The organism is Thalassospira profundimaris (assembly GCF_003326755.1).
GTDB classification, from domain to species: domain Bacteria; phylum Pseudomonadota; class Alphaproteobacteria; order Rhodospirillales; family Thalassospiraceae; genus Thalassospira; species Thalassospira profundimaris_B.
In genome coordinates, this window is record NZ_JPWH01000041.1 from 1 (window position 1) to 21,785 (window position 21,785).

The 21,785-nt window shown below is 51.2% G+C and carries 27 protein-coding genes and 2 pseudogenes; 10 read left to right on the top strand and 19 right to left on the bottom strand.

Going from position 1 to position 21,785, the window contains the following annotated elements; translation table 11 throughout:
- From TH25_RS23610 to TH25_RS23630, 5 genes and pseudogenes are all read right to left on the bottom strand, one after another.
- A pseudogene (locus tag TH25_RS23610) lies at window positions 1-423 on the bottom strand (hypothetical protein); the annotation flags it as partial.
- Between the two features lie 32 nt (window positions 424-455).
- Window positions 456-1,883 (bottom strand): mercury(II) reductase, encoded by a 1,428-nt coding sequence (merA, locus tag TH25_RS23615; protein ID WP_101270212.1) that lies wholly within the window; start codon window positions 1,881-1,883, stop codon window positions 456-458.
- A complete protein-coding gene (gene merF / locus TH25_RS23620) occupies window positions 1,876-2,151 on the bottom strand; it encodes a mercury resistance system transport protein MerF (protein WP_101270210.1) in 276 nt (91 codons plus the stop codon). The genes merA and merF overlap by 8 nt, the downstream gene beginning before the upstream one ends.
- A 3-nt stretch (window positions 2,152-2,154) precedes the next feature.
- Window positions 2,155-2,484 (bottom strand): heavy-metal-associated domain-containing protein, encoded by a 330-nt coding sequence (locus tag TH25_RS23625; protein ID WP_101270208.1) that lies wholly within the window; start codon window positions 2,482-2,484, stop codon window positions 2,155-2,157.
- A gap of 11 nt (window positions 2,485-2,495) precedes the next feature.
- Entirely contained in the window at window positions 2,496-2,885 is a 390-nt protein-coding gene (locus TH25_RS23630) for a mercuric transporter MerT family protein (RefSeq protein WP_062959156.1), read from the bottom strand.
- A gap of 102 nt (window positions 2,886-2,987) precedes the next feature.
- Between TH25_RS23630 and TH25_RS23635 the strand changes: the two genes are divergently transcribed.
- Complete coding sequence (locus TH25_RS23635; RefSeq protein WP_473243532.1) at window positions 2,988-3,377, top strand: MerR family transcriptional regulator; 390 nt, start codon at window positions 2,988-2,990, stop codon at window positions 3,375-3,377.
- Window positions 3,378-3,441: 64 nt separating this feature from the next.
- Here the strand turns inward: TH25_RS23635 and TH25_RS23640 are convergent, their stop codons facing one another.
- The 14 genes and pseudogenes from TH25_RS23640 to TH25_RS24820 form a co-directional block, all read right to left on the bottom strand.
- Window positions 3,442-3,633, bottom strand: coding sequence for a hypothetical protein (locus tag TH25_RS23640; protein ID WP_062959158.1), 192 nt, complete (start codon window positions 3,631-3,633; stop codon window positions 3,442-3,444).
- 85 nt (window positions 3,634-3,718) lie between these two features.
- The gene (locus tag TH25_RS23645; RefSeq protein WP_062959159.1) at window positions 3,719-4,459 is read right to left on the bottom strand and encodes a cytochrome c biogenesis CcdA family protein; all 741 of its coding nucleotides are present in this window, start codon (window positions 4,457-4,459) and stop codon (window positions 3,719-3,721) included.
- An 84-nt stretch (window positions 4,460-4,543) separates the two neighbouring features.
- Window positions 4,544-5,191 carry a thioredoxin domain-containing protein gene (locus TH25_RS23650; RefSeq protein WP_101270203.1) on the bottom strand — a complete coding sequence of 216 codons (648 nt, stop codon included), beginning with the start codon at window positions 5,189-5,191 and terminating at the stop codon, window positions 4,544-4,546.
- Window positions 5,188-5,636: pseudogene (locus tag TH25_RS23655) on the bottom strand (copper chaperone PCu(A)C). The gene TH25_RS23650 and the pseudogene TH25_RS23655 overlap by 4 nt, the downstream one beginning before the upstream one ends.
- The gene (locus TH25_RS23660; protein ID WP_165791924.1) at window positions 5,633-6,283 is read right to left on the bottom strand and encodes an SCO family protein; all 651 of its coding nucleotides are present in this window, start codon (window positions 6,281-6,283) and stop codon (window positions 5,633-5,635) included. Before TH25_RS23660 ends, TH25_RS23655 begins: the two are co-directional and overlap by 4 nt.
- A gap of 62 nt (window positions 6,284-6,345) precedes the next feature.
- The gene (locus TH25_RS23665) at window positions 6,346-6,615 is read right to left on the bottom strand and encodes a hypothetical protein (protein ID WP_217351203.1); all 270 of its coding nucleotides are present in this window, start codon (window positions 6,613-6,615) and stop codon (window positions 6,346-6,348) included.
- A gap of 34 nt (window positions 6,616-6,649) precedes the next feature.
- Window positions 6,650-7,024 carry a hypothetical protein gene (locus TH25_RS25175; RefSeq protein ID WP_174710307.1) on the bottom strand — a complete coding sequence of 125 codons (375 nt, stop codon included), beginning with the start codon at window positions 7,022-7,024 and terminating at the stop codon, window positions 6,650-6,652.
- 13 nt (window positions 7,025-7,037) lie between these two features.
- Window positions 7,038-7,640, bottom strand: a complete 603-nt coding sequence (locus TH25_RS23675) for a TlpA family protein disulfide reductase (protein ID WP_254424287.1) — start codon at window positions 7,638-7,640, stop codon at window positions 7,038-7,040.
- Window positions 7,637-8,242, bottom strand: a complete 606-nt coding sequence (locus TH25_RS23680) for a DsbE family thiol:disulfide interchange protein (protein WP_114090723.1) — start codon at window positions 8,240-8,242, stop codon at window positions 7,637-7,639. The genes TH25_RS23675 and TH25_RS23680 overlap by 4 nt, the downstream gene beginning before the upstream one ends.
- Window positions 8,239-8,724, bottom strand: a complete 486-nt coding sequence (locus TH25_RS23685; protein ID WP_254424286.1) for a c-type cytochrome — start codon at window positions 8,722-8,724, stop codon at window positions 8,239-8,241. Before TH25_RS23685 ends, TH25_RS23680 begins: the two co-directional genes overlap by 4 nt.
- A complete protein-coding gene (locus tag TH25_RS25180) occupies window positions 8,721-8,858 on the bottom strand; it encodes a hypothetical protein (protein ID WP_156518939.1) in 138 nt (45 codons plus the stop codon). Before TH25_RS25180 ends, TH25_RS23685 begins: the two co-directional genes overlap by 4 nt.
- 13 nt (window positions 8,859-8,871) lie before the next feature.
- Window positions 8,872-9,399: a DUF411 domain-containing protein gene (locus TH25_RS23690; protein WP_217351202.1), complete on the bottom strand. Its 528-nt coding sequence runs from the start codon at window positions 9,397-9,399 to the stop codon at window positions 8,872-8,874.
- On the bottom strand, window positions 9,375-10,316 hold the full coding sequence (locus tag TH25_RS23695; RefSeq protein WP_114090724.1) for a WD40/YVTN/BNR-like repeat-containing protein: 942 nt from the start codon (window positions 10,314-10,316) through the stop codon (window positions 9,375-9,377). The genes TH25_RS23690 and TH25_RS23695 overlap by 25 nt, the downstream gene beginning before the upstream one ends.
- A 360-nt stretch (window positions 10,317-10,676) precedes the next feature.
- Window positions 10,677-11,006, bottom strand: a complete 330-nt coding sequence (locus tag TH25_RS24820) for a hypothetical protein (protein WP_147253086.1) — start codon at window positions 11,004-11,006, stop codon at window positions 10,677-10,679.
- Window positions 11,007-11,361: 355 nt separating this feature from the next.
- Between TH25_RS24820 and TH25_RS23700 the strand changes: the two genes are divergently transcribed.
- The 9 genes from TH25_RS23700 (at window position 11,362) to TH25_RS23740 (ending at window position 21,399) form a co-directional block, all read left to right on the top strand.
- Complete coding sequence (locus TH25_RS23700) at window positions 11,362-11,718, top strand: hypothetical protein (protein ID WP_147253087.1); 357 nt, start codon at window positions 11,362-11,364, stop codon at window positions 11,716-11,718.
- A gap of 154 nt (window positions 11,719-11,872) precedes the next feature.
- Entirely contained in the window at window positions 11,873-12,439 is a 567-nt protein-coding gene (locus TH25_RS23705) for a cupredoxin domain-containing protein (RefSeq protein ID WP_114090726.1), read from the top strand.
- Between the two features lie 78 nt (window positions 12,440-12,517).
- On the top strand, window positions 12,518-14,203 hold the full coding sequence (locus TH25_RS23710; protein WP_114090727.1) for a copper resistance system multicopper oxidase: 1,686 nt from the start codon (window positions 12,518-12,520) through the stop codon (window positions 14,201-14,203).
- 2 nt (window positions 14,204-14,205) lie between these two features.
- Window positions 14,206-14,928 (top strand): copper resistance protein B, encoded by a 723-nt coding sequence (locus TH25_RS23715; protein WP_114090728.1) that lies wholly within the window; start codon window positions 14,206-14,208, stop codon window positions 14,926-14,928.
- A 70-nt stretch (window positions 14,929-14,998) separates the two neighbouring features.
- The gene (locus TH25_RS23720; protein ID WP_022733250.1) at window positions 14,999-16,198 is read left to right on the top strand and encodes an ABC transporter ATP-binding protein; all 1,200 of its coding nucleotides are present in this window, start codon (window positions 14,999-15,001) and stop codon (window positions 16,196-16,198) included.
- Between the two features lie 551 nt (window positions 16,199-16,749).
- Entirely contained in the window at window positions 16,750-17,085 is a 336-nt protein-coding gene (locus TH25_RS23725) for a YHS domain-containing protein (protein WP_220151496.1), read from the top strand.
- Between the two features lie 110 nt (window positions 17,086-17,195).
- On the top strand, window positions 17,196-17,645 hold the full coding sequence (locus tag TH25_RS23730; RefSeq protein ID WP_114090730.1) for a c-type cytochrome: 450 nt from the start codon (window positions 17,196-17,198) through the stop codon (window positions 17,643-17,645).
- Window positions 17,646-17,652: 7 nt separating this feature from the next.
- On the top strand, window positions 17,653-18,990 hold the full coding sequence (locus TH25_RS23735) for an APC family permease (protein ID WP_102785557.1): 1,338 nt from the start codon (window positions 17,653-17,655) through the stop codon (window positions 18,988-18,990).
- 42 nt (window positions 18,991-19,032) lie between these two features.
- Entirely contained in the window at window positions 19,033-21,399 is a 2,367-nt protein-coding gene (locus TH25_RS23740) for a heavy metal translocating P-type ATPase (protein WP_101270193.1), read from the top strand.
- Window positions 21,400-21,785 lie beyond the last annotated feature (386 nt).

Here is a 21,785-nt window from a genome sequence, read left to right on the forward strand (position 1 = left end):
CCGCAAGGTAGCCGTGAGGGGACGCTTACGAATGTTCAGGCCGAACGCAATGCCCTGAACCCACGGGTTGCGCGTAACCCGCCAACCATCCGGTGCTATGCGGATACGCTGAAGCAACCGTCTGCCTGCACCGGACAGGAAGACAATCCCGATGACCATATAGATCCCCCCGAACACCAGCCATACGTTGGTCTGAACTCCGATCATGCGTTGTCCCAACATCACGGTCACACCACCGAAACCGCCCATGACCAACAGGCGTGCGAGCATGAATGCTGACAAGGCTCCGATCCGCCTACGCATTGGACGGTCGCACTGGCTGTTCAGAAACAGCATGTGTGCGCCAATCGTGCAGGGTTCGATAAACCCCAGCAAACCCAGCCCAAAAGCAAGACCGGTCAGATTGAACAGGTCCGGTGTCACGATTGCAAATTCCTCATTATCGCCACATGGCATCACCCGGCACAGCAAGACAGTTTGGCAACATCCTTGCCAAAACCCTGGGCGGCAAGTTTCAGTCCCTCGACGGTCGTCAGATACGGAAAGATCGTGTCACCAAGTTCTTTTGCAGTCATGCCGAAACGTAAGGCGATGACCATTGTCTGAATGCTGTCACAGCCCTCGGGTGCCAGTATCTGAGCGCCCAGCAAGCGGTCAGTTGCTTCATCTGCAATGAGTTTTATCAAACCGCGTGTATCACGGGCGGCAAGTGATCTGGGCACCTGATCAAGCGGTACGACAGATGTCTTGACCACAAAGCCCCGTTTCTGTGCCTGAACCTCGGAGAGACCTACTCCTGCAACTTGTGGATCGGTGAAGACAATCCAAGGCATCGTTGTGTTGTCATATGTCCGTTCGTCATGGTTATAGGCATTTAGTGCCGCAAGTTTGGCTCCGTAAGCTGCCATATAAACGAACTGGTCGCGTCCGGTCACATCGCCCGCGGCATATACATCGGGACGCGTTGTCCGCATATAAGCGTCCACAACAATTCCGCCATTCGAATTTACTTCAATTCCGGCCGTTTCGAGTCCTAATCCGTTTGTATTCGGCTTACGGCCCGTCGTTACCAGGATATGTTCAGCAGAAAGAACCTCAGCCTGGCCATCAACGTTAATGGTCAGTTCCGTTTTATCATTCTTCCGTTCAACCCGCTCATAGGTGAGGCCCGTGCGAACGGATACCCCTTCATTCCTTAACTCCTGAGTGAGCGATGCAGTAATTTCCGGTTCTGCTTCGGGAAGAAGCCGTGACCGTGTCACCAGCGTAACCGAGCTGCCGAGCCGTGCAAACATCTGAGCCAGTTCACAACCGATATATCCGCCGCCAATCACGAGAAGTGATTGTGGCTGCTGATCAAGTTCAAGTGCCGTTGTGCTGGTCAGACAAGGGACATTCTCAATGCCCGGAATATCGGGAAATGACGGGGATGTGCCGGTTGCAATGATTGTCTTTCTTGCAACAAGCTTTTTGCCGTCAAGCAGAAGACCGCTGTCATTAAATACAACATCCCCTTCGAGATAATTGATGCCATCATATTCGGGCAGCAGATCGATATATTTCTTCTGACGCAAACCGGAAACCAGTTCATCCTTGGCTTTGATCAGCGACCGCCAGTTGGCAACATGGGCGTTGCCGGCAAGGCCGGGAAACCGCGCTGCCGCCCCGGCACCATGCACGGCCTCTGCGGCCCGGATCATGGTTTTAGAGGGCACGCACCCGACATTGACGCATGTGCCGCCAATCATCCCCTTGCCGATAAGTGCGACCCTTGCGCCCTGTTCAGCGGCCGTAATCGCCGCCGAAAAACCGGCCGAGCCCGCGCCGATGACAGCAAGATCATATTCCTGACCCTGTTTGCGGGGCGTGCAGCAATCATTCATGTCGTTCCCCTTTCCGGGAGGCTGGTTTGTGTGGGACCGGTTGCGTATCGGTGCTGCAGCAGATGCGTGCCCGGTTGCGTTGCCGATAGCCGTAAAGCACCAAGGCGATGAACAGGATCAATCCGGGTATGAGGACATAGTCGATCCAGCCCAGCCATGCCGAGAGGCCGAAGGCCCCGAACGTGACAACGAGGATGGGCGTAAAACAGCAGATCGCGGTAACAATTGTTCCGGTGACCCCGGTTTTGAAAATGGTGTTGTGGTGCAATGTTTAATCCCGCGCCCTGGCCGGATAACCGGCATTTGTCGAAGCGGTCCCAATGGTTTCATCACTGGCAACGGATGGATCGAAGATGACCGTTGCGGTTTTGGCATCGAAATTGATCTCGACTGCCGCTACGCCGGTGACAGCTTCCATTGCGGTTTTAACCGTTACCGGACACAGGGCACAGGTCATGTTTTCGATGTCGAAAACGGTTGTTTGTTCAGCCTGCGATGTGGCACTGGCTGCTTGTGCCGCAGTCGGAAGAAGACCTCCCGGATGCATGGCAGCCAGTCCCAGAGCAAATGCCCCAGCCACGATAATGTCTGTTCGTTTCATGTCGATTTCTCCTAATAGAATAGCGATGCCCACCAGTTGATTGTCAGGGCCAGCCCCACCAGCACGGTTGAGAACCACAGGACGGATTTGGTGATCAGGGCGGATTCGGGGCGGGCGCAGTAAGATCCTTCGTCGCACGCCGGTTTTGTCTTGAAATAGACCTGCCAGAACCCCAGCCCGATGAATATCAGTGCCACCGTCGCGAAGAGGGGTTTGTAAGGTTCAAGGGCCGTCAGATTGCCGATCCAGGCCCCGGATACACCCAGCATCAGAAGCAGGAGTGGTGCGACACAGCAGGCCGATGCAAGAATGGCCCCGGTCACACCGCCAGCCGCAAGCAGACCTCTTTTTGCCTGTTTCCCGTCATCGGGCGATAAAGGGTCCGGTTTGATATCGTTCATGTGATTTGCCTCAAGCTCGTTCCTGATCCAAGCTACAGTCTGTAGTTGCTACAGGCTCAAGAGGGTTTTGACCTTATGGACGATCACAATTCCGGGAGGCTATTGAAACGTGCCGAACTGACGAAGGTGACGGGCTGTCACCCTGAAACCATCCGCTATTATGAAAAGACCGGCATGATGCCCGATCCGCCACGCAGCAAAGCGGGTTACAGGCTGTATGATGAAGCACATGTTTCCCGGTTGCGGTTCATTCTGCGCGCCCGCGAACTGGGGTTTTCGATTGAAGATATCCGGGGATTGCTTGATCTCATGGATGGTGAGCTGCAAACTTGCTCGGAGGTCAAACAGCGTACGGAAAGCCATCTTGCTGACGTGCGCGTAAAAATCGCCGACCTGAAACGGATCGAACAGATCTTGGCGGAGACGGCTGCACGATGTTCGGGAGAAGACGTACCGGAATGTCCTGTGCTGGAGGCACTGTCATGCACTTAGGACAACAGCATTTGATGTCGGCAATGCCGGAAGTGAAAGAAGCAAGATATCAATTCTTGCGATGTTACAGGCTAGACGTCAAATCGCGGTACGCATCCATCAACGGACGATCCTCGGAGACATAGTCCGTATGCTCCTGATCAAGTTTTTCAAGTGCTGCCAGCATGAATTCGGCAATATCAAGCCTTTCCTGCCAGCAGGCATATCTGAAAGCATGTAAAATGACATGCTCCAATGGGTCGGTTTCGGAAGACATTATTCTGCACCTCCTTCATATCGAGGTTAAAGGCTACGCTATCCAGCAAAAGGAAGGTCAACAGAATTCTTCCGGACAGGCGGGATCAGCCGATAGACGACAGAACAGGAAATGTTTCCAGCAGCCAGAACGCAAAGGCGGACATATAACCGGTCACCATGGCCACGCCCATGACAATCATGATCAAGGCCGCCGCGGCACGAAGGAACCGCCCGAAACGCCCTATGGATTTCAATCTGGCAGACAGGCTCTCGGTGAACAGTGCCGCCAGGAGAAACGGCACACCTAGCCCCACGGAATATATGGTCAGCAATGCAATACCATCGCTGACCGTTGCCGACGCGGCGCTGACGGTCAGAATGGCGCCGAGAACAGGACCGATACACGGCGTCCAGCCGAACGCAAAAGCAAGTCCAAGAGTATATGCCGAAACCACACGCCCACCAGGCAGATCAAGATGAAAGCGCGCTTCCCGCATCATCCACGCCGGACGGAGCGTTCCCAGCATGAACAGCCCGAACAGAATGACAATGCCGCCACCAATCAGATTCATCTCGAACCGGTATCCGAGCAGGAACTGACCAAGTGCTGTTGCACTGGCCCCCAGAAGGACGAAAACCGTGGTGAAGCCCAAAACGAAACACAGGCTGAAACCAAGAGATGACAATCGACCAACTCGGATTGCCTCCGTTCTGGTCGAAAGAGAGGCACCACCCGCGATATAGGAGATATATCCGGGAACCAGAGGCAGCACGCATGGCGAGAGAAACGAGATGAGGCCTGCGGCGAACGCGCTTATTATGCCGATATTGGAAAGTTCAGGCATTAATCTGTATTCCGTAAAATCAGGAACCAAGTATTCAGAGAACAGGAAGGTCAGCTAACCAAACAGTGCTAAGCCTATCTTTGTTCAGGGCTCTTTTCCTACTTTTGAGAACCAGTCTGTTAACTGATCCAGCCACCCCTTTTCAACAGGCGGCTTTGGGGGGTGGGCAGCGTTTGTCAATCCGTTCACGTAAAGGATCAGATTCATCTGATTGAAACTCGTGCCGTGAAAAATACCGGCATGGCGGGTATTCCGATCGATAATATGAATCATCGGTGCAGACCCGTCACGCTGGCTCAATTTGGCGAATTTATCGGCAACAGTTACAGCACTGATATCCGAAGACGGCATAACAGGCCGCCAGTTCACCAGATCCCAAGAAGGAGTATCTGAAAAATCTTCGGAATGAACGGTAATGAACGTGACCATTTCCCGCATCGGGCTAATATTCAGCCTCGCCTGAGAGGACGCCAGTAGGGTTTGCTGTTCTGCACAGGCTGCACCACAATCCCTTGGCACAAAACTTAAAATAAGTATCTGATCATCAAGGTCGCTCAAATTAAAGCGACCTTGATTTTGGTTGAAAAGTTCTATCTCTGGAACCTTTCCGGTGTTTGTCACCTCAAAATATGGCTCTTTATCCGCCATCACCTCGTCAAGGTCTTCACCGGGATGATTCGCAAAAGCAGGTGAGGCCGTCAACGCCAGGATCAAAAACAACCACCGGATCATTCTGTTTCCCCCTGCGGCCCGGCGGCAGCTATGCCAAGAATGGCGACGTCAATGCTAATCTCGCCTGCGTTTTCAAAGCGCAATGTCATGGGAAACTTCTCACCTTCACGGAGTTTTTCATGCAATCCCGTCAACATGAGATGCATTGCCCCGGCGCCAGAGTGACCGGGCGGTTGGCCGGAACATCCAGAGCCATGACATGTCGCATCCGGCGAACATCATCGACCGTGACGACATCATGTATCATCACATGGTCGGCCACAGCTGTGGTGATTTCCAGAAGGCGGTCGGTCGCAGCACTTGTGATCGTAAGATATGCCACACCCGGACGGGATGTCAGAATCGTGGCACGTGCCCAGGCGTCAGATATTTCGACAAGGTTTCCGGCAGAAACCGGTAGTGCTGATAGCAAGGTCATGACGAGGGCGATGGCTGTTCTTTTCATATTGTATTCCCATTCATGATCGCAAGAACCCGGATTGCCATGTCTTCTGCCGGCTGGTCTCCTTCCCGAAAGACAGTCTGGTAACGGCCATCCGGTGCCATCAGATATATATGCCCGGAATGGGCCATCAAATAGCCGTCCGGTGCGGTATCGTCGTCCAGCTTTTCGGAATAGACCCGGAAGGCTTCGGCGGCTGCGGCAACATCCTTTTCGCTGCCGGTCAACCCGATCAGGGCCGGATGAAAGGCCTCGACATATTCCGCCATGACGTCAGGTGTATCGCGTGCCGGATCAATTTTAATGAATATCGGTGCAACGAGTTCGGCTTCACGCCCCATTTGGTCAAGCGCATCTGCCATATAGGCAAGTGTGGTCGGACAAACATCAGGGCAGTGTGTGAAACCAAAAAAGACAAGTTGCCAACGCCCCGGAAAGCTTGCTTCGGTCACACGGTTTCCCTGATGATCGGTCAAGGAAAAATCAGAGTGAATGGCGGCTTCTCCCGTCCCTTCGGCCCCCGACGACATCTGCTTGCGGTCGGAAGCCTGAAAGATATATGCGCCGCCAAAGAGCAGTACAGCAAGGACAACCATCCCCCACAATAGGGATCGGATGAAACGTAACCGGTTGAAATTATGCGATGTCATGAAACGATCCCGTGGAAAATCCCGCCCGGGTATTTGTCCCGGGCGGGTGTCATGTCACGATGTTATTTGTCGGAAGATTTCGGCATGTGATCGGTCATAGCAGCCATCATTTCAGTACACTGCTCCATCATCGGCCCCATCTGGCTCATCATCTTCATCATACCCATCATACCCATCATGCCCTGCATATCCCCCATGCCTGAATTGCCATCATGCTCCATCATCGGGGATTGCTTGTCCGGAGTTTGGGCTTCCTGGGCATATAGGGCTGTTGTCGCCAGTCCCGCGACCATCATTGTGGCAAACGCGGTGAGTTTGATTGATTTACGCATCTCTAACATTCCTTTCGGTTGCGGACTCATGTCCCTACTGCGGAGTTAAAGACGCTATATTTGCGCCTGATGCAGCCGGGGACCTTCCGGCCTCATTGCCGGGAAGACTGTTTTTCGGGATTTCATCGGTGTAAGGGGCGATATCGCCGGTGCTCTTTTGCGATGAACAGGCCTTTTTGTTCATGCATAAACCCAGCGCACACATCGCTACGCACGGCAGAACGGAGAGGAGCAAAGGCGCGATGCCGGCGGCAACCAGCCAGCTCCAGTTAAATGCAAGTCCGGCGACAAGTGCGGTTCCTGCCAGCACGAGCAAACCGCGACGTCCCTTCAGGTAGTATCGAACGGCATGAACCACGTCATGTCCAAGCGAGGTATTGCCGGATTTGGTCCGTTGTATTTCAGTCATAGGGGATCCTTCCTCAATCGGTGTAGATGTGGGTTTCAAGAAATTTTATCATCTCTGCTGTCGCCCATTCGGTCGGTCCGACAAGTCGACCAAGCTCGCGGCCGTTCCTGTCAATCAGAAGCGTCATCGGTAAACCGGGGATACCCAGAGCCGTCGTGGTTTTCATGGTTGGATCGATGAAGAAGTCCAGATTCCGGATACCGATTTCGGTATAGAAATCCTGCACGACATCCACTCCGGCCCGGTCGATCGACAAGGCAACGACTTTGAACTCCGAACTGCCGAGTTCGGCCTGCAGGGCATCCAGAGTCGGCATTTCCTCCCGGCATGGAACACACCAAGTAGCCCAGACATTCAGCAAGACGACCGTTCCCTCGAAATCACTCAATGTCATGGGTTGACCTTCGACGTTTTCGAACCCGAACTCGGGAAGAGGCCGGGGAGCATCATGCATGACAAACGAGCGCTGTTGACTCTGCCTTACATTGTCCGCTGCCTGATCGGTGACATTCTTCTCGTTGCGTAACGAAACTATGGTCAATGTGGTAACAACCACCAGTATGATGCCAGCGGCAAACCCCACTTTCAGGTTCATATACACCAAGAGGCTCTTCATCGAGGTGCCTCCGCAGTTCCGGCACCTGAGGCCTCATTACGCAATTTTTCGACCCTTGGCAGAATGGTCTCGGCCAACACTTTTTCCGTTACCGGCCCGACATGCTTGTAAGCAATGTTCCCTTTTGCATCGACAACGAAGGTCTCAGGGACGCCATAGACGCCCCAGTCAATTGCCACACGCCCGTTAATGTCCGCGCCGGTTCTCGTGTAGGGATCGCCAAGGCTATCGAGCCATTCTGCAACGTCGTCAGGCTGATCCTTATAGTTCAGACCATGCAGTGGAACGGTGCCGTCGCGGGCCAGTTTCATGAACACGGGGTGTTCTTCACGGCACGCGACACACCAGGAGGCAAAAACATTGACCAGCGACACTTCACCTCTGAGATCCGTACTCGACAAACCTTGCATCCGGCCTTTTACCGGCGGAAGGTCAAATTCGGGGACCTGTTTGTCCAACAGGGCCGAGGGGAGTGTGTTGGGATCAAGAGTCAATCCCTTCCCCAAGGCCACACCCAATATCAAGGCGATGCCAAGCGGCAGAAAATAGATCAGCCGGTTGAAGTGCTTTTGCGGGCGATGTTCTTTGGGGACTGCACTCATTTCGCCCTCCCGTCTTTAGGATTCAGATTGTGCTGGAATGCACGTTCCTCGTCCGACCAGACACTCTTGATATAACCGAGTACCGCGATGATCTCCTCATCACTCAGCACATCCTCAAATGCAGGCATATCGCTCTCATACCCCGGCACGACAGCGCCAACCCCGAACTTGGTGATCGCAAACAGTTCCTGATCGCTATGGCGCCATGTATGACCACTGGCATCGTGCGGCGGCGCAGGCATCCGCCCGGTATCAAGGCGGCGCTTCCAGTTTTTCTGCCCCTCAAGATTTGCACCATGGCACGATGCGCAGAATTCAGCATAGACATCGTTGCCCAGTGCAATCTGTTCCGGAGTGATCGGCTTTTCCAGAAAAGTCAGATTCTCGGGCGTTGATCCAGCATCCGCTACCCCGGACAACAAAGCCATGCCGACGCCAGCCATTAATCCGGTGACCAATGATCTAGGCGATACAGCGATCATTTCCTGCCCCGCAGATATTTAAACAACGCGAGAACACTCATGATCAGGATCGCAAGGATCAGAAGAAACACAAGACCGCCTCCTGCCATCATCAGCATCATCATCGGGCCACCCATCATCGAACCATCCATCATCTGTCCAAAACACTCATTCATTGGCGTAAACGGCAATGCCGTCCTCTCCGAACGCATAGGTTTTCAGCGTTCCGGTTTTTTCACGTGCCATGCCCGGCGCGTTCGGTGGCATGCCGGGCAGCGTAATACCCGTTATTTCCGGGCGTTCATCAAGCATCCGTTCAATGATCTCAGCGGGAACCAGCCCGCTTACGACATATCCGTCAATCTCGGCCAAATGGCAGCCCAGCCCTTGCTTCGGGACACCGGCGGCAACGGATCGTTTGTCGAAATCGCGATCATCGACACGGGTAACCTGATATCCATTGGTTTCAAGATATTCGCCGTAGGCATCACAGCATCCGCAGTTCGGATCCCGATAAATTGTGATTGCTTTGCTTCTCTCACCAGATACCTTCACGTTCGTTTGCGCCTCTCCTTTTCCCGGAGGGAACATTGTAAGTGCAGCACTTCCGGCAACAGCTAGGGCCGCAACACCTGTCAAAATCACAAATTTTCTCATCTGTTTCTCCATCATCATATGTTCGCGATGGCGGTCCATGTCCTGCCACCGTCTGGGCTTTGTAAAACCCCGTCGTCATTCACAATCGCGAGGTCATCGGCGCGCAGCGGATGAACCGCGAGTGCTGTTGCGATGACCTCTGATCGCTTTAACCAGATGACACCCGCATCCTGCGAATGCCAAATTCCAGATGGCAGTGCGGCGTAAAGTGTGGCCGGTTGCGATGCCGCACTGACCAAGGCATTCACGGGTTCACCCTCAGGTAGTGGTGCTTTGGAAGGTGCGGGCTTTCCAGAGGCAAGAGCATCCATGGCATCGCCCGCCTGAACATCTTGCCAACGGCAAAAACAATCCGGCACACGCGTTACACCGGTATCGGTTCCGGCATATAGCCAGATCCCGCCCATTCCGGTTGCCAGATCGACCGAAGACAGTGCTGTCAGATCTCGCTCGGCATCCATCAGCCATGGGCGGTCCATGACAAACGTCCATGACTGGCCGACATCGTCGCTCTGCCATAAGCCGTCACCACGAATGGCGGCATATATGGTATCTGGGGTTGTCGCCGCAGTTGTGATGGCAGTGACGGCAGCTTCTGGCAGTCCTTGCCCGCGCACATTCCAACTTTTTCCGCCATCAACAGACAGAACGACGCCGCCGGCATCCAGACCGCCAATTATGCGGTCCGGCCGTTCCAGATGTGTTGCAAGTGTGAGAATGGTGCCTGCCGACATCTCCGACAGCGCTGTCCAGTTTTGGCCCCCATCGCGATAAAGAAGCGCTGAACCGCGTGCCACGATCAGCGCATTACCGTAAAAAGCGATTGCGCTGCTTGTGCTTTTACTAGCCGCAGCAAAGGCCGTTGCGGGCAACAGGCAGAACCCGGCACCCGCCACGAGACCGTGAAGCAGCGCACGTCGGGAAACGGGACCTGCGACTATGGTATTTCTCTTCATATGCATGTTTCTCAAGGAGTTGGAGCTATCAGACCGTGATACGAAGCCTGCTCGCAATGGTCCTATATGGTTTGATCTTCAGTGACCGGGCACCCGTAAAAGCGGGCCGCCCAAGGCAGGAGCAGATTGCTGCCTGTCCATTGAGTGAAGCCGTGCTTTCGCGTATATTGCGATTGCGCCAGAAAATACCGGCCAAGGCCGATATTCTGGGCTCCGTAGATCGGAAAACATGAGTTCCAACCCTGTCTGAAGAAGCTCTCAAGCCCACAATAAAAATTGCGGGCACGAAGCATGTCATGAGAAATCGCGGTGATGCCCCATGACACTGATATTCTCAAACCAAAACGGATTAAGGAGATATCAGTTCGGAGTGTTGGTTCTGGGAGGGAATGGATCGGGAGAGTTTGAGCGGCCGGTAAGGCTGCCTGTCGGCCCGAAATGCTCGACTGAGGCGAGTGCAGGTATTGCAACTTGTACAGGCGAAATTGCGATAGTTGATACCTGAGGGCACGCAATATCGCAGTCAGGCATGCTGTCGCCGCTGCCAGAACAATCCTGACAATTGTCCATTGCCAATTCCGCCATCGGCATCCCGACCTCCATAACAGCAGCATTGACCGTCTGGAAACTTGTCCCGACGGCAAAAGCAGCTATCAAAAGTATGGTCAAAAACCTGATGCGATTGAGCATGGTTTACTTCTATCCCAAGGATGCGATGCTGTCTATATCGAACTACAGTAAATCCTATTGCTGCACCTCTGTGCCCATATCCAGAGACTAGGAGAATTGTTGGGTTACGCAGCATTTAATAGGATTTGATTGTGCTTCATCTATAAATTGATTGTTAGCAAGTCATACCCGCAGATTAGTGAATAACTCAGCACAACAGGTTGTTCATCTGTAGCGCATAACGTGATTTCATGGCGACGAATGCAGTAATCTATTGTTTTCACCTTGCTGATGGCTCAAGCAGCAGATGTAAATTCGTGAAATAGTCTGTCTTTGCCACAATATTGCCACTTGACGAAACCGGGGGAGCCCGATATTGCGTATGTTGCAATGCATCACTAAGGAACATTCCGTGCGCATCCTTTCCTGCTTTCTTGCAATCGCGATAGCCATGACAGTTCTGCTGTCGGGGGTTGAGGGTGTGCAAGCAGGTTCGGGACATGGCCATGACAATCATCACGGCGTCATGATCGATGTTTCTGATAGCTCGCAACATGATCGACGTGACATGCATGCGGATCTTTGCGGTATGGCGGTTTGCGGCCCGTTCGTTAAAGAAGTAGAAGGTGTTCTGTCTTCCAGCCCAACGGTGCTTGCGGTAACATACTGGTATCAGGACCTGACTTTGACTTCCGCAGATTTGGACGTTAGAGCCAAGCCTCCGCGTTCCTGAGATATTTCAGATTTTCCGAACATCCCTTTGCCTGGTTCAATCACTGTTCCTCGAATGAAACAGCGTTTTGCCTGAATTACAGCAGCGCAGACTGTTGTCGTGATTGAACATGGGACGAGGGCCTTCTTACTGAATATCTATTAGGAGCATATACATGCCCAACTTCAAGAATTCCCTTATGCGTCGCGTTAGCGTTTCAACCTTTATTCTTGGCGCGCTTGTCGGTCTTCAGTCACCTGCCTTTGCGGGTGCGGGTCATAGTGGCGGTCATAATGACGGTGCATCGGAAATCGGGGCACCCGGCGAGATATCCGATGTGCGGCGCACCATCAGAATCACTATGGAAGACAATTTCTACGACAAGGAAAAAATCATTGTCCGGGGCGGTGAAACCGTTCGCTTCGTTATCGAGAACAAGGGCGAATTTGTTCACGAATTCAACATTGGAACTGCAGCCATGCATGCAGGTCATCAGGAAGAAATGATGATGATGATGGAACATGGAGCGCTTGAGGCCGACAAGATCAACATGGACATGATGGAAATGGACATGGGGAATGGAATGACCATGAAGCATGACGACCCCAACAGCGTTTTGCTGGAACCGGGCAAGTCGGCTGAGGTGATCTGGACGTTCCCCAAGAAAGCGGAACTTGAGTTCGCCTGCAATGTCCCGGGTCACTATGAAAGCGGCATGGTCGGCAAAGTCCGCCTGCAGTAATCGGTCATCCACCTTCCTGCGCCAGAGGTTTTTCTCCCTTGGGCCTCTGGCGCACCTGATCTTTTTGGATTTCAAAAAATGAAACAGAAATTTGCCCGCAGTGCCCTTTGGGGTGTGCTGGCCGCTATTGCTGTGTCTTCGACAGCCAATGCGGCGAATTACGATCTGTCTGTTGATTACGTTACAATTGATACCGGTGAAATGAAAACCACAGGTATCGGATATAATGGGTCTTCCCCTGGCCCGACCTTGCGTTTGAAGGAAGGCGAAGAGGCTGTCATCAAGGTGACCAACAATCTTGATGAGGCAACGTCCATTCACTGGCACGGACTTATTTTGCCCTATCAGATGGACGGGGTGCCGGAAATCAGCTTTCCGGGGATTGCGCCTGGTGAAACATTCACATATCGCATTCCAGTCTCGCAAAGCGGTACCTACTGGTTCCACAGCCATTCTGGTTTTCAGGAGCCGGACGGGGCGTATGGTTCGATCATTATCGAACCCAAAAAGCGAGAACCGTTCAAGTTCGACCGGGAGTATGTGGTTGTCCTGAAAGACAAGCACCCGCATTCCGGCGCACGTATTTTGCGCAACCTCAAAATGATGCCCGATTATTATAATCGCAACCAACGCACCCTTGGCGATTTCATCAGTGATGTCTCTGAAAATGGCTTCGGTGCGACGTTGTCGGAACGTGGTGACTGGGGCAGCATGCGCATGATGCCGACCGACATCGAAGATGTTCCGGGATTTGTCGGTCTGATCAACGGAAAGTCACCAGAGCAGAACTGGACAGGCCTGTTTAAGGCCAATGAACGTGTGCGCCTGCGCTTCATCAATGCATCTGCCATGACTTACTTCGACGTCCGCATTCCGGGACTTGAAATGACTGTTGTGCAGGCCGACGGCAACAACGTTCAACCGGTCAAGGTTGATGAATTCCGCATTTCGGTTGCAGAAACCTACGATGTGATTGTTCAGCCGACCGCAGATAAACCTTACGCAATCATGGCGGAATCGATGGGGCGCTCGGGTTATGCATTCGGGTCGCTGTCGCCGCAAGAAGGGCTGAAAGCTGAAATGCCAGCCAGACGCATGGACGCTCCGTTGTTGACAATGGCTGATATGGGGATGGATCACGCGAACATGCCCGGGATGGACCATTCCTCAATGAGCAGTGGTAACGAGAACAGCATGGCTGGAATGGACCATTCGAATATGGCCGGGATGGATCACTCTCAGATGGCGATGTCCAAAGATGATCCTTTCTATGCCGCTGGCAGTGGTTTGACACCAAAAGCAGCGAATGGCGGCAAGTTCTTATCTTATGCCGACTTGAAGGCACAGAAGCCCTTGTATCCGGAGCGGCCGGCAACGCGTGAAATTGAACTGCGTCTTACGGGAAACATGGAGCGCTATACTTGGTCGATCAATGGCGTCAAATACGAAGATGCAGAACCTATCCGCTTGAAATATGGCGAACGGGTACGGTTCAAGTTCGTCAATGAGACCATGATGTCACACCCGATGCATTTGCACGGGATGTGGTCAATCCTCGATACCGGTAACGGTAAATGGGATCCGGTAAAGCACACCATCAATATCAATCCAGGCACGACTGTTTATTCGGAAACCGAAGTTGATGAACCAGGGCAATGGGCGTTCCATTGTCATTTGAGCTATCACATGGCTTCTGGAATGTTCCGCAAAGTGATTGTTGAGGGCGGTCCAGCCGTCGCAGCACTTGAGAATGGAGTTCAATAACAATGAAAACCCTAACTTTGGCCGCGATTGGTGGTGGTGTTCTTGCCACGATCCTGTCCTTCTCGTTCACTGCCAAAGCAGACAATCACATCTTCTATGGCATTCAAATGGAGCAGTTTGAATACCGATCAGGTGATGAAGACGAAAATCTCTTTGTTTGGGATGGTGACGCATTTGTAGGAACCGATGAGTTGAAGCTGCGCTGGCAAGGCGAAGGCGAGCGTGATCTCAAAAACGACCTTTACGAAAACTTCGAGAACAGGCTGGTCTTGCAAACACCAATCAGTGACTTCTTTGATGCCAAGGCCGGTATTCGTCTGGATACGCCAAGCACAACAGATCGTTGGTATGGAACGGTTGGTATCATGGGGCTTGCTCCTCAATGGTTTGAAGTCGACGCTGACCTGTTTGTCAGCGAAACCGGAGACGGTAGTGCGCGACTTGATGTTGAGTACGAAGGCTTGTTGACCAATCGTTTAATCCTCACGCCTTCGCTTGAGCTGAATGCAGCATTCTCTGAGGATCCCGAAATTGAGGTCGGGCGCGGGTTTTCAAGCGCAGAAATCGGACTGCGACTTAGCTATGATCTAATCGACCGAGCCGTTGCACCGTACATTGGGGTTGCCTATGAACGCAAACTTGGCAAAACCGCAGACTTTGCAAAAGACGACGGCGAGGATTACGAAGCAACTTACCTCGTGACCGGTCTCCGCCTTCTTTTCTAAGCTTCATCTGACAGGGAGGATTTTCCTCCCTGTCTGTTTTTATCGAACCTTTTGAAGGAACCTGACACAGATGATGGAAATCGTCCACGATATGGGGCACCGTTTAACGCACTACATATCAAGCGATGCACACTGGTGGGTTCATTTTGTCTTCCATTTGGTTGTGTTTGGGGTTCCGGTTGCACTTATTATTATTCTCAGTGCAACGGGATACAGGCTTTTAAAACGCCGCAAATCTGTTCTTGCGTGGCAAGCTCAAAAGTCCTTCTCAAAGAACGGAACACCGCTCCTGCAGTACATATTCAGAGCATCATGGAAACGACAGCTAAAACTGGGCCTGCTGGCAATAACGTCACTACCGGCACTTTACATGAGTCTCGAACTACCGAAGCTAATCATCAACAATGCCATAGAGTCCGGACACTTCCCAATCATGTATATGGGTATAGAACTGTCACAAACGCAGACGTTGCTTGCACTATGCATGCTGTTCCTCTTGGCAATTGGCTTACATGGTGGATTGAAATACCAGGTCAATTTGCAATCCGGTGCATTGGCAGAACACATGTCACGCCGCCTGCGGCTCGACATCTCAAAATTCAGCTTTCGAAAGCCGTCCCCCAGAGGCGGGGAATTAATTCCGGTTATTGTTCAGGAGGTAGAGCCCGTAGCTGGGTATGCATCGGAGTCCATTGTATTACCTTTGTTACAAGGTGGCACGTTCCTGACTATTCTGGCTTTCATGCTCGTGCAAGATTTGGTCTTGGGCATCGCCGCAACAGCACTGTTGCCGCTTCAGATTTTTGTCATTCCCAGATTTCAAAAGAAAATTAATGCTTTGTCTCGAACGCGGCTGAAAGAAGTCAGGGTTCTCGGGGAGAAGATCGGGAATATCTCAAACGACCACCAGCCAAGTGCTCGGGATATTTACGGGTCATACAAACGACTTCATGATCTTCGTCTTTCTATCCACAAAAACAAGTTCGCCATGAAGTCTTTAAACAACTTTATATCTCAGATGACGCCATTCTTCTTTTACACAATAGGGGGGTATCTGGTGATAAAGGGCGACCTCACGCTCGGAGCACTAATCGCAGTATTAACTGCATACAAAGACATGGGCGCTCCGCTCAAAGAGCTCTTTCGTTACTATCAGGCGCAAGCCGATGCTCATGTCAGATACTCCGAAATCAAACCTTACATCTCCAAGGAAATCGAGATTACGGACAATCAGTTTGCAGATGTAACGGTTCTATCTGAAGCAGGGTAAAAAAAAACTTACCCATAGTTGAGGTAGGTCAACGTAACTCGATATTCAGGGGCATATGTGTTACCTTCTGCCCAGAGGGAATTTGATCAATGAATGCACAGCAAGCACTTATACGCGCCGTACTGATCCTGCTTGTCGGGATCAGTACTATAATGCTTGCTCCCCATATTGCAGTCGCGTCCAGTGGCTCCTTTCCTGCGCATTCTGCAGAAATCAGTGATTTCGACATTGATCACCAACATGATCTGACTTCGTGCTGCCCTCAGGTTTCTTGTCACTCCACATCAGCGGTCCTTACCGAGATTATCCTACCGATTTCCGAGTTTTCTCCTGTACAGAACGGGATAGAAGAAATGTCCCTTCAACCGGTATCTCGGTCATGGATTTTCCAACCTCCCATATTCTGATCCTCCCAAACAAATAGCGAATAACTGTTCTGATTTCTGCGCGTGCCGATGGCTTGCGTACAGATTGAGCGTCGGTATTCGGCACCATGCTGTTTTCATACAAAACAGTCGGACTTAAAGGTATTTATGGGATGGCAAAGAGAAATGGAAAATATTCTCAGTTGGTTGCTTTGGGGAGCCTTCATCGTTTTGATGATGCGCTTTGGCTGCGGTGCCCACATGTTTCGCCACAAAAAGCACACCCGCAATAAGAGCGAAGCGGATGGTAACGTTGAGGCCATCCGATGGGAGCACCCTCATTCCGCCGCGGATCCGGTTTGTCATCAAACTGTAGACCCACGTATCGCCAAATCAACCATTCATGGCGGTGACGTATTTTACTTTTGTTCAGATGCCTGCCGTTCGAAATTTGAAATGTCGCCAGATACCTATGTCGGTAGCAGCGCAATTAGCCGACAAATTCATGTATCGCAAGGCTAGTTCAGCGAAATTATAGGCAGCCTCAGTCTGGCTAAGGTTGCTCAATTCACATCCTCATCACCTTTCATCGAAAATTCGATGCATACGCAACAAATAATGGCCCGATGAAAATGAAAAAAGAAATCAATTGGTCAAAGTATTTGGTCATCGGTTTTTTCGCAGTAGGGATCATCGCCATGACCCTGAATTCGTTTCTGCCCGGGAAAGATGACATCAAAGATCTTGAACTGACCGATAACGGGATTGCGCTCCCCAGCTTCAGCAAGGAAGCAATGGTAGGAAAACAGCTTTTCGATATGAACTGTGTTGCTTGTCACGGACGCAATGCAACCGGTACGGAACAAGGCCCGCCACTGATGCACAAGATTTACAATCCGGGACATCATTCAGATCGCGCATTCTATCTAGCTGTCCAAAACGGGGCGAAACAACATCACTGGCCCTTCGGCGATATGCCGCCCCAACCTCAGGTAAGTTCGGAACAGGTATCGCGGATCATTCGTTACGTACGTGAGCTACAGGAAGCAAACGGCATCGCGTACCAACAACATCAAATGTGAGGCAGAGATGGATCATCAGTCAGAATACAAGAAAAATAGCATTTCGCTCGTTGGCGCCATATCCATGGGCACCGGTGTTATGATCGGGGCAGGAATTTTTGCTTTGACGGGACAAATTGCCGAACTTGCGGGAAAGTGGTTCCCGTTGTCGTTCCTGTTTGGCGCACTTGTCACTGCTCTTAGTGCATACACCTACATCAAGATGTCAAATGCTTTCCCGTCAGCGGGCGGGATTGGAATGATCCTTCAAAAAGCATACGGGCCAGGAGCCATAGCAGGTGGCTCAGCATTGCTGATGGCCTTTTCGATGGTCATCAACGAGAGTTTGGTGGCAAGAACATTCGGAACCTATGTTTTGCGGGCTTTTGACCTGACAGAGTTTGAAGTTCTTATACCGGTCTTGGGTGTCTGCCTGATCATTTTTGCATATGCTGTCAACAGAGCAGGCAACAAATCGGTTGGCCTGCTTTCAATGGTCATGGCCGCATTGAAGATCGGTGGAATTGCGTTGTTCGCGATTGCAGCTCTGTGGGTTGGCGGATATTCATTCGAACCCTCATCAACCGACAGCGCGAGCTTTCCATTAGCCGGTTTTGTTGCATCAATTGCTCTTTCAATTCTAGCCTTCAAAGGGTTCACTACGATCACAAACAGCGGTGCTGAAATCGTGAACCCACACAAGAATGTTGGCCGTGCGATCACGTACTCAATCCTGATTTGTGTTGTCGTATATATTCTCGTGGCGCTCGCTGTTGGCTCAAGCCTCAGCTTGGATGAACTCATAAAAGCCAAAGACTATGCCCTTGCCGAAGCCGCAGCACCTGCATTGGGCCCCACCGGATTTTATCTGACTGTGCTACTCGCAGTCGTTGCGACGGCCTCCGGTTTGCTTGCAAGCGTGTTTGCTGTCTCAAGAATGCTCGCCATGCTGACCGACATGGAGATGATCCCACACAGTCATTTTGGAATGTCAGGTTCAATTAAAGACCACACGCTTGTTTACACGGTTGTCGTGGCAGCGCTGTTGACAATCTTTTTTGATTTAAGCCGGATCGCTTCACTTGGAGTGTTTTTCTATCTCGTCATGGATGTGCTCATCCACTGGGGATGCTTTAAGTATCTACGGCAGGAAATAGGTGCACGCGGCTTTGTTATGCTTACAGCGATTGTCTTTGACATCATCGTATTGCTCGTTTTCGCCGGTATGAAATTGCAAAGCGACCCATCCATTGTTCTCATTGCAACCTTGATGATTGTTTCTGTGTTCATTTTTGAACGTTGGTTCCTGTCAAATTGGATAAACCAGTCGGCCAAGGCGCACAGTCACGATCACTCAGGACATTGATAAACCGCAGTGACATTGAGGCATAACAGCAGGAAGCAGACCATGTCTGAGCATCATCATAAGAAGCACCAGCATAATCAACGAACGTCCGATCAAGCAGAACATGCAACCGATCCTGTTTGCGGTATGTCGGTCACTGTGGATTCCGATACGCCACACTCGCGGTACGGCAGTGAGACATATTATTTCTGTTCCCAAAAATGTAAGGGAAATTTCGATAGCGCTCCTGAAAGTGTATTGTCCGCAGAAGAAGAGACATCTGCTGCAAACAGCGCTTCGTCATCCGCTTCTCGCCGCTACACCTGCCCGATGCATCCAGAGATCATACGATCCGGACCTGGTTCCTGTCCGATCTGCGGAATGGCACTGGAACCGATGGATATACCAACAGAAAATGACGAGCCAAACCCCGAGATTCAGGATTTCAAAAAGAGATTCTGGTTAGGCGCAGCTCTTACGGTGCCGCTGATTGTCCTAACGATGGGGCCCTTTGTTGGTTTGGGTTTCATCCGAGAAATGATTGGAGAACGCGTTACTCTTTGGGTTGAGTTAATTCTTGGAACGCCTGTCGTCCTGTGGTCTGGCTTCCCTTTCATGGTTCGTGGATGGAATTCTGTGGTGAACCGTTCTCTCAACATGTTCACATTGATCGGGATGGGTGTTAGCGCAGCTTATATATTTAGCGTCGTCGCAGTGATTTCTCCTGACATTTTTCCTGATGGATTCAGAGATGCACAGGGACATGTCGGTGTGTACTTCGAAGCTGCAGCTGTCATCGTTGTACTTGTGCTTCTTGGCCAACTGTTGGAATTGGGGGCTCGGGAACGAACCGGTTCGGCAATCAAGGCGTTATTGGGTCTTGCTGCAAAAACAGCCCGCATTATTGAAGATGATGGTTCTGAACGGGAAGTTCCTCTTGAAGATGTGACCGTCGGAATGAGCTTGAGAGTTCGTCCAGGTGACAAGATACCTGTCGATGGCGTTGTCGTTGAAGGACGATCGTCAGTTGATGAATCCATGATCTCGGGTGAACCCGTTCCAATTGAAAAGAATCCAGATGATGATGTAACCGGAGCAACAATCAACGGGAATGGCAGCCTGATTATCCAAGCCAAACGGGTTGGCAAAGATACTGTCTTGAGCCAAATCGTTGATATGGTCTCCAATGCTCAGCGAAGCAAAGCGCCAATCCAAAAGGTTGCAGACACGGTTGCAGGCAAGTTTGTGCCTGCTGTTATCCTAGTTGCTTTAGTTGCCTTCGTCGCTTGGGCCATCTGGGGACCAGATCCGTCATTGTCATACGGGCTTGTCGCAGCAGTCGCTGTTCTGATCATTGCGTGTCCTTGCGCTCTTGGTTTGGCAACACCAATGTCAATCATGACCGCTACCGGTCGTGGTGCGCAAATTGGTGTGCTCATTAAAAATGCAGAGGCCCTGGAGCGATTTGCGAAGGTCGATGTGCTCATCGTCGATAAAACCGGGACTTTGACAGAGGGTAAACCGAAACTAGCAGGTGTAATCGCTCAATCAGACTATCAGGAGGAGGAAGTTCTTTCTGCCGCTGCGGCGCTCGAAAAAGGATCCGAACATCCATTGGCTGACGCCATTGTTAGTGCTGCTCAGGAGCGCGGCTTGTCCCTTGATAAGGCAGAGGACTTTGAAGCTGTAACCGGTCAGGGCGTCACCGGAAAGGTGGATGGCAAGTCGGTTGCCCTAGGTAATAGTAAACTCCTTCAGACTCTCAATATCGATCATTCTGCTGTTGATAAAACAGCAAATGATCGGCGAGATATGGGGGAGACGGTAATGCATGTCGTTATTGATGGAAGAATTGCCGGGCTCATTTCCGTAGCCGATCCGATCAAGGACACGACATTGGAGGCTTTAAAGGCGCTCAAGAAGCAAGGCTTCAGAATCGTCATGGCAACCGGTGACAACCAACGAACAGCAAAATCCGTTGGCAATAAACTTTCCATTGACGAGATTCGGGCCGATGTCTCCCCAGAAGACAAAGCCAATTTAATTATGGAACTCAAGGCTGAAGGCCATCAGGTAGCCATGGCAGGTGACGGCGTCAACGACGCCCCTGCTCTTGCTCAGGCTGATGTCGGAATTGCGATGGGTACGGGCGCTGATGTTGCAATTGAAAGTGCTGGTTTCACCCTCGTCAAAGGTGACTTGAGCGGGATTGTTAGAGCCCGAGAACTCTCGGAAGCAACGATGCGCAATATCCGGCAAAACCTCTTCTTTGCGATGGTCTATAACGCAGCCGGTGTGCCTGTTGCTGCGGGTCTGCTCTATCCGTTCTTTGGCATTCTCATCTCACCAATGTTTGCAGCTGCAGCCATGAGCTTATCCTCGGTATCAGTCATTGCGAATGCACTGAGGTTACGTCGAGCAAGTTACTAGCATCCCAATATTGACTGATTGGGCGAGGGGTGAACCAGACAAGGCTGACTTTAATACAGGACAGTTCACCCCTCGCCCATTTTAAATGACATACCAACCAGCACTCAGAACTTTAAATCTCTTCTGATCCGTTCCCAAAATTCATCTGTCGACTTTTTACACTTGGTAGCCAGAAATCTATTTTCATCGAATTAGTGTTGATGCACTTATCTTCTAACCACCTATATAATTTGACTGAACAGTTTTTGTGTGAACAAAAATAATAATATATTTGTATTTACTCTTTTAAATCAAAGCTCTGAATAATAACAAACTATATTAAATGTAATATAAACAATGATCGATACGCAGTTATTCCGTAAGCGTCCTCTCACGGCTACCTTGAC